Raw genomic sequence first — 7,450 nt, 5'->3', positions numbered from 1 at the left:
TGTTTTCCATGATAGTTCTCCGAATGAAAGCCTGTCCTCAGCATAGTACCGGGAAGGAGGGAGTGACCATCTCATTAAATATCCTACGTTAAGCCTGTTTCTTTAGCTGGCATTACAAAAAGCGAGCGTCTGCATGGTACAGACAGACACCCGAATACGATAAAAATGAGACGAAAAAAACAGGTTACTTAACCCGCTTCCCCGTTTCGTCAATGATCTTTTCGCCGTCCTCTTTGGTAAACGCTCCTTTCTGACCTTCAGGTAGAATATCCAGCACTATTTCTGAAGGGCGGCAAAGACGAGTGCCAAGCGGCGTAACGACTACCGGCCGATTAATCAGGATCGGATGTTGAAGCATAAAATCAATCAACTGCTCATCACTGAATTTCTCTTCATCAAGGCCCAGGTGTTCATAAGGCTCAACATTCTTACGCAGCAATGCACGCACCGTAATTCCCATATCTGAAATAAGTTTAATCAGCTCATCACGGGTCGGTGGCGTATCGAGATAATAAATAATGGTCGGTTCGTTACCGCTGTTACGGATCATCTCCAGCGTGTTGCGTGAAGTGCCGCAGGCCGGGTTGTGATAGATGGTAATGTTGCTCATATCTTTATCTCATTACAAAGTGATGGAAAGCCGCAACGCCAGCGCGGCCAGAGTGACAAACAGCACGGGCAGAGTCATGATAATGCCCGTGCGGAAGTAATAACCCCAGGTGATCGTTATATTTTTCTGGGCAAGCACATGCAGCCAAAGCAGGGTTGCCAGACTGCCAATCGGGGTGATTTTCGGGCCTAAATCGCAGCCAATCACGTTGGCATAAATCATTGCCTCTTTGACGACGCCAGTCGCCGTACTCCCGTCAATCGACAGCGCGCCAATCAGCACCGTCGGCATATTGTTCATCACCGACGACAGGAACGCGGTCAGGAAGCCGGTGCCGAACGTTGCTGCCCATAACCCCTTTTCTGCCAGCAGGTTCAGTACACCAGACAGATACTCCGTGAGCCCGGCATTGCGCAGGCCATAGACCACCAGGTACATGCCCAGCGAAAAAATCACGATCTGCCATGGCGCACTGCGCAGGACTTTCCCTGTGTTGATGCCATGACCTCTTTTCGCCACGATAAACAGTACTGCTGCGCCAGCAGCTGCTATCGCGCTGACAGGGATCCCCAGCGGCTCCAGAACGAAGAAACCGACAAGCAGCAATAACAGGACAATCCAGCCCGCCCTGAACGTTGCCGCATCCTTTATCACACTGGCAGGCGTCTTCAGCAGCGAAACGTCATACGTTGCCGGAATATCCCTGCGGAAGAAGAGATGCAGCATGATCAGCGTGGCCGCAATCGCTGCCGCATCCACGGGGATCATAACGGAGGCGTACTGCGTAAAGCCCAGATCGAAGAAGTCCGCCGAGACGATATTCACCAGGTTAGAAACAATGAGTGGCAGGCTGGCCGTATCTGCAATAAATCCTGCAGCCATGACAAAGGCCAGTGTCGTGCCCTGGCTGAACCCCAGTGCGAGCAGCATCGCAATCACAATCGGCGTCAGGATCAGCGCGGCGACATCATTGGCGAACAAAGCAGCAACAGCGGCACCGAGCAAGACTATCCAGGTGAACAGCAGGCGGCCACGTCCGTTACCCCAGCGGGAGACGTGCAGTGCGGCCCATTCAAAGAAGCCGGACTCATCGAGCAGCAGGCTGATGATGATGACCGCAATAAATGCCGCTGTCGCGTTCCAGACGATATTCCAGACAACGGGAATATCAGAGATATGGATGACACCGGTTCCCAGCGCCAGCACAGCCCCGATACTCGCGCTCCAGCCAATACTCAGGCCTCTGGGTTGCCAGATCACCAGTACCAGCGTCAGTAAAAATATACTCCCTGCCAAAAGCATCTCAGACCCCATCATATATGATTTTGTAAATATGTTTTCCTGCCTCAGCAGGAGGTGCAGGCTGATTTGTCCAGCCATTCACGTACATCCTCGCGCAGACACTGCCAGGTCGTCGTGATTGTCTCTGCTGCCCACGCCGGAATATGGGGTGACAGACGATAGTGGATCCATTTGCCTTCCCGACGGTCAAGAACCAGATCAGCCTCGCGAAGGATAGCCATATGTCGCGAAATTTTGGGCTGCGATTCGCAGGTGGCAACGCAGATATCGCAGACGCACAATTCTCCGGACTCACGGAGAAGCATGACGATGGCTAGCCGTGTTTCATCCGACAGGATTTTGAAAAGCTGAACAGGTTGTAGCATTTTTCACTCCGTTCCCTTTAGAATACACATATGTTAGATCATATATATTAACTTTAAAATCACCTGTTCTCTCCGGAGGAGAAAAATGGAACAATTTCCAGCCCTGAATACTGACTGTTTTGATCAACATATTGCCGAACGTCTGCACCTGCAGGAGCCCCCACGGATTCTGATCCTGTATGGCTCATTAAGGGAGCGCTCCTACAGTCGCTTTGCCGCGGAGGAAGCAGGTCGCCTGCTGACGGCGATGGGCGCGGAGGTGAAATTCTTTAACCCCTCCGGTTTACCCCTGCCGGATGATGCCCCGGATACGCACCCTAAAGTCTCCGAGCTACGCGGGCTGGTCAGATGGTGTGACGGGATGGTGTGGAGCTCGCCGGAACGGCACGGGGCTATGAGCGCGGTGATGAAGGCGCAGATCGACTGGATACCGTTGAGTGAAGGCGCGGTTCGTCCTTCGCAGGGCAAGACACTTGCAGTGATGCAGGTTTGCGGCGGTTCGCAGTCCTTCAATGCCGTGAACCAGATGCGCATTCTGGGCCGCTGGATGCGGATGTTCACAATTCCCAACCAGTCCTCGGTGGCGAAAGCCTGGCAGGAATTTGATGAGAACGGAAGGATGAAGCCGTCCTCATGGTACGACCGTATCGTAGATGTCGCAGAGGAGTTGTTTAAAATTACGTTGCTGCTCAGGGGACAAACCAGCTACCTTGCAGATCGCTACAGCGAACGAAAAGAGAGTCATCAGGAACTTTCGTACCGCGTCAATCAGGAAAAAATATAACGCCTTCTGATCGTATAAATACACACCATGAGCGTTTTCACAAAGTCTCCTTCTGCCAGGCAGCGGATAATCTTACATGTGTCTGTCGTTTTCAGAAGACGGCAGACCGGACTAAAACCATAGGCATATCATTTGCCTTCAACAAGTTCACCGAACAGCTCTTTCACCCTGTTTCTGGCGTCCGTTAGCGCTATGTGCCCTTGTCCGGTGATTTCATATACTCGCCGACTTCGTCGACCGGCCTGAACATGTCGTGAGGTGAGATACCCCTTCTTTTCCATACCGTGCAGCATCGGATACAGGGTACCCGGGCTGAGTTGATAACCGTGGTGTCGCAATTCCTCAATGATGCCCAGACCAAAGACGGGTTCTTTGGCTGCATGATGCAGGATGTGCAAACGGATCATCCCGCCGTAAAGATCTTTGTCGGTCACGCCCGGAACCTCACAGTGCTAAACTCAACAACCAACCCGCAACACCGCAACTCACTACGACCAGCCACGGCGGCAGTTTCCAGAACATCAGAGCGACCAGTGCCACAAGGGCAAGGCCGAAATCTTGCGGAGCGAGAACTGCGCTCGTCCATACTGGTTGATAGAGAGCTGCCAGCAGAAGGCCAACTACGGCTGCATTAATACCCTGCAACGCTGCTTGTGTACGGATATTGCGGCGCAGACTTTCCCAGAACGGCAATGCTCCCACAATCAGAAGGAAGGACGGTGCGAAAATTGCCAGCAGACAAACCAGACCACCCAGCCAGCCAGAAGGCACCTGGTTCATCGAAGCCCCGAGAAAGGCTGCAAAAGTGAACAACGGTCCAGGAACGGCCTGGGCAGCGCCGTAGCCAGCCAGGAATGTATCAGTGCTGACCCAGCCAGAAGGAACGACTTCAGTCTGCAGTAATGGCAGCACGACATGCCCGCCACCAAAAACCAGTGATCCGGTCCGGTAGAAAGTTTCTACCATTAACAGCGTCGGATTTGGGAATATCGCCGTCAGCAATGGTAACCCTGTCAGTAGCACAAAGAACAGCGTGAGCCAGAACAATCCGACGCGACGCCGTATTGAAACGGGCAGCGGATCATGTACCGTCGTCTGCTGAGGTTTGAACAGTAACATGCCAGTGACAGCCGCAGTGACGATTACTCCCACCTGTCCCCAGGCCGATGGCACAAGAAGCACAAAGCAGGTTGCCACTGCCATGACAGTAATACGCGGTATATCCGGGCAAAGATTTCGGGCCATGCCCCATACAGCTTGCGCGACCACCGCAACGGCTACCACTTTCAGCCCATGCAATACACCAGAGGGCATCACATCCCCGTAACTGGTCATCCCCAGCGCAAACAGGATCAGTGCAACTGCTGACGGTAGCGTGAAGCCGGCCCATGCTGCCAGCGCCCCGGTATAACCGGCCCGGGACAGCCCGAGCGCTATACCAACCTGACTGCTTGCTGGTCCCGGAAGGAACTGGCACAGAGCGACCAAATCTGCATAGCTGCGCTCGGTCAACCACTGCCGTCGCGTCACAAACTCATCGCGGAAGTAACCCAGATGGGCAATTGGGCCGCCGAAGGATGTCAGGCCAAGTCGGAAGAAAATCAGAAAGACAGCCCAGGGGCTGTGATCATTCCTGGCAGTATCGTTCATGGTCAGATCCTGATTGCTGGTTTTAGTGGCTATTATAATCGAATTTCGTTATCGAAATTCGATTATAATAGCCACTGCTCCCTGTGGATAGAATGATGTTTCATGCTTTCCAGATGTTTACTTCAAGAACAGTTTCAACTGCCTGGCCAGTTATGGGCTTTATTCACATTCAGTATTATTGCTGTCCTGCTTTTACCCGGAGTATGGTTTGCCGGGTGGTATTAAATTCTCTGGCAACCGCACTGATACTGGCCCCGGAATTAAGGCGCTCTGACACTATTTTTTTTTGCTCCTCGCTCAAGATGGGCGGACGACCGAAGCGTTTCCCGGCTGATCTTGCCCGAGAAATCCCTGAATGTGTGCGTTCAATCAGCAGATCCCTCTCAAACTCAGCCACAGCTGAAATCACCTGCATAGTCATTTTTCCGGCCGGGCTGGTTAAATCCGCACCTCCGAGAGCGAGACAATGAACACGGATATCTAAAGTAGCCAGTTGTTCAACTGTTTTTCGGATATCCATCGCATTACGGCCGAGTCGGTCAAGTTTGGTGACAATCAATACGTCACCGCTTTCCATTCGATCAAGCAACCGGATGAACCCTGGTCTTTCGCTGGCAGCAACCGAACCACTTATATGTTCCTCAATCAGCCGCTGGGGTCTGATGGCAAAACCCGCCGCTTCAATTTCATGGCGCTGATTTTCTGTATTCTGTTCCAGAGTGGAGACCCGACAGTAGGCAAAAACTCGTGACATAGGAAACTTTCCGTACGCAAAGGGTGTCCGAATTATAACGTATGTACGAAACAAATTTCGCTGACTTTCGGACATATTGTTTGCGAGGCGTACGAAACCGACCGGTTTCGGTCAGTGCGAATGATAACTTTAATGAACTATGTGCAGGGGAAGCATTTATGCCACGGAGACAAATACTCAGTAGTGAAGAAAAAGAACGCTTGTTGATTGTGCCAGATGATGACGTATTTCTGACGCGCATGTGCTTTCTGAGTGAACATGACCTCGCGCTCATTAATTAACACCGCAGGCCAGCTAACCGTCTGGGCTTTGCAGTTTTACTCTGTTATTTGCGAGGACTAGGGTTTCCTCCCGACAAAAGTATTTCACCTCACGACTGTGTTGTCTTCAGGCTGGCGGCTCATTTGAAAGTCCAGTCTGATTTGTGGGCCGAGTATGCATCAAGAGAGGTCACCCGCTGGGAACATCTGGCTGAACTCTACCGCTACCTGGAATTATCCCCTTTTAACCGGGCGCTGCAAAAAACCTGTATTCGCCACCTTTATCCCCACGCCATGCGGACAGACAGAGGTTTTTTACTTGCGGAGGAAATGCTCTCCTGGCTCCACAATAATAAGGTTATTTTCCCCTCTGTTGAAGTGATCGAACGAACCCTGGCCGAAGCAACAACACTTGCCGACAGGGCGGTTTTTTCTGCGCTTACCGCGCAGCTTGAACCAGGGCATAAAGCGGCACTGGACCGTCTGTTGGTATCTGAGGGTGAGCAACCTTCACGGCTGGCCTGGCTGCTCCAGCCTCCGGGAAAAATTAATGGTAAAAATGTCCTGCAACATATCGACCGGTTAAATGCGATTGAGTCGCTGGCACTCCCTGACGGCATTGCACTTTCCGTTCACCAGAACCGACTCCTGAAACTCGCACGCGAAGGCAGGAAAATGAGTAGCCGGGATCTGGCAAGATTCACGGATGTTCGCCGTTATGCCTCGCTGGTTTGTATCATATCGGAGGCCAGATCCACCCTGACTGACGAAGTTATTGATCTGCACGAGCGTATTCTGAGTAGTCTGTTCAGCAGGGCAAAACGTACTCAGGCCGAGCGGCTCCAGCAAACGGGAAAGCTGATTCAGAGTAAACTGAAGCAATACGTTACCGTCGGACAGGCATTACTTAACGCCAGAGAGTCCGGGGAAGATCCCTGGGCCGCAATAGAAGACGTCCTTCCCTGGCAGGAATTCATCAACAGCGTGGAAGAGACGCGGTTCCTGTCACGTAAGGACAACTTCGACCCGTTGCATCTGATCACAGAAAAATACAGTACGTTGCGTAAATACGCCCCCCGGATGCTGTCCGTGTTGCAGTTCAGGGCTGCACCCGCCGCAATGCAGCTCAGTGACGCATTGGATACCGTCAGAGATATGTATAGAAAACAACTCCGAAAAGTACCGCCTTCCGCGCCAATCGGGTTCATCCCGGAAAGCTGGAGAAAGGTTGTGATCACCCCCACCGGCATTGACCGAAAATATTACGAATTTTGCGTGCTGAATGAACTGAAGGGAGCCTTACGTTCAGGTGACACCTGGGTAAAGGGGTCACGCCGCTACAGGAATTTCGATGATTATCTGATACCGTCAGACGATTTTGAAAAATCACTCCGGGATAACCAGTTACCCCTTGCTGTTCCGGCCGATTGCCATGAATACATCAAGAGCCGTTTGACGCTTCTTGCATCGCGTCTGGAAGAAGTTAACGCGATGGCGCTGGCCGGTGATTTACCCGATGTTGATATATCGGATAAAGGCGTGAAAATTACCCCGCTGGATAACAGTGTCCCTTCAGCAGCATCCCCTTTTGGCGATCTGGTTTATGGCATGCTCCCTCACCCTAAAAGGGGGCCGCTTGGAAAACGGAATCTATGGTCACTCCCGTTTTTGCAACACCGATTTTGACGATAAATTGGCTTGCTTGAATCTATCCGGCGTCTGAAT

Annotated in this window: 7 protein-coding genes and 1 pseudogene; 2 read left to right on the top strand and 6 right to left on the bottom strand. The window is 52.0% G+C overall.

Going from position 1 to position 7,450, the window contains the following annotated elements:
* Positions 1–184: 184 nt before the first annotated feature.
* The 3 genes from arsC to H2Z33_RS23310 are packed head-to-tail and all read right to left on the bottom strand — an operon-like array spanning position 185 to position 2,277.
* On the bottom strand, positions 185–610 hold the full coding sequence (gene arsC, locus H2Z33_RS23320) for a glutaredoxin-dependent arsenate reductase (protein ID WP_007898882.1): 426 nt from the start codon (positions 608–610) through the stop codon (positions 185–187).
* 12 nt (positions 611–622) lie between these two features.
* A complete protein-coding gene (locus H2Z33_RS23315; RefSeq protein ID WP_198091811.1) occupies positions 623–1,912 on the bottom strand; it encodes an arsenic transporter in 1,290 nt (429 codons plus the stop codon).
* Between the two features lie 44 nt (positions 1,913–1,956).
* The gene (locus H2Z33_RS23310; RefSeq protein ID WP_022649397.1) at positions 1,957–2,277 is read right to left on the bottom strand and encodes a transcriptional regulator; all 321 of its coding nucleotides are present in this window, start codon (positions 2,275–2,277) and stop codon (positions 1,957–1,959) included.
* An 85-nt stretch (positions 2,278–2,362) separates the two neighbouring features.
* Between H2Z33_RS23310 and arsH the strand changes: the two genes are divergently transcribed.
* Positions 2,363–3,061 (top strand): arsenical resistance protein ArsH, encoded by a 699-nt coding sequence (arsH, locus tag H2Z33_RS23305; RefSeq protein ID WP_007898876.1) that lies wholly within the window; start codon positions 2,363–2,365, stop codon positions 3,059–3,061.
* 128 nt (positions 3,062–3,189) lie between these two features.
* Here the strand turns inward: arsH and H2Z33_RS23300 are convergent, their stop codons facing one another.
* The 3 genes from H2Z33_RS23300 to H2Z33_RS23290 all read right to left on the bottom strand — a co-directional run bounded on the left by H2Z33_RS23300 (position 3,190) and on the right by H2Z33_RS23290 (position 5,465).
* Positions 3,190–3,495, bottom strand: a complete 306-nt coding sequence (locus H2Z33_RS23300) for a PadR family transcriptional regulator (protein ID WP_004206574.1) — start codon at positions 3,493–3,495, stop codon at positions 3,190–3,192.
* Between the two features lie 10 nt (positions 3,496–3,505).
* Positions 3,506–4,711: a chromate efflux transporter gene (chrA, locus tag H2Z33_RS23295; RefSeq protein ID WP_004206572.1), complete on the bottom strand. Its 1,206-nt coding sequence runs from the start codon at positions 4,709–4,711 to the stop codon at positions 3,506–3,508.
* 175 nt (positions 4,712–4,886) lie between these two features.
* Entirely contained in the window at positions 4,887–5,465 is a 579-nt protein-coding gene (locus H2Z33_RS23290) for a recombinase family protein (protein ID WP_016151342.1), read from the bottom strand.
* A 158-nt stretch (positions 5,466–5,623) separates the two neighbouring features.
* On the opposite strand from H2Z33_RS23290, the pseudogene H2Z33_RS23285 reads away from it, so the two are divergent.
* Positions 5,624–7,351 (top strand): annotated as a pseudogene (locus H2Z33_RS23285) (Tn3 family transposase); the annotation flags it as partial.
* Positions 7,352–7,450: the final 99 nt, after the last annotated feature.

It is taken from the genome of Enterobacter sp. YSU (genome assembly GCF_016082135.1).
In the GTDB taxonomy this organism is placed as follows: Bacteria; Pseudomonadota; Gammaproteobacteria; order Enterobacterales; family Enterobacteriaceae; genus Enterobacter; species Enterobacter hormaechei_C.
Note: the sequence above shows the minus strand (reverse complement) of the source record. Positions and strands in the feature narration are given on the sequence as shown.

Coding starts and splice junctions, on each gene's coding strand:
- arsC (WP_007898882.1), bottom strand. CDS start 610: ATGAGCAACATTACCATCTATCACAACCCGGCCTGCGGCACTTCACGC.
- H2Z33_RS23315 (WP_198091811.1), bottom strand. CDS start 1,912: ATGCTTTTGGCAGGGAGTATATTTTTACTGACGCTGGTACTGGTGATC.
- H2Z33_RS23310 (WP_022649397.1), bottom strand. CDS start 2,277: ATGCTACAACCTGTTCAGCTTTTCAAAATCCTGTCGGATGAAACACGG.
- arsH (WP_007898876.1), top strand. CDS start 2,363: ATGGAACAATTTCCAGCCCTGAATACTGACTGTTTTGATCAACATATT.
- chrA (WP_004206572.1), bottom strand. CDS start 4,711: ATGAACGATACTGCCAGGAATGATCACAGCCCCTGGGCTGTCTTTCTG.
- H2Z33_RS23290 (WP_016151342.1), bottom strand. CDS start 5,465: ATGTCACGAGTTTTTGCCTACTGTCGGGTCTCCACTCTGGAACAGAAT.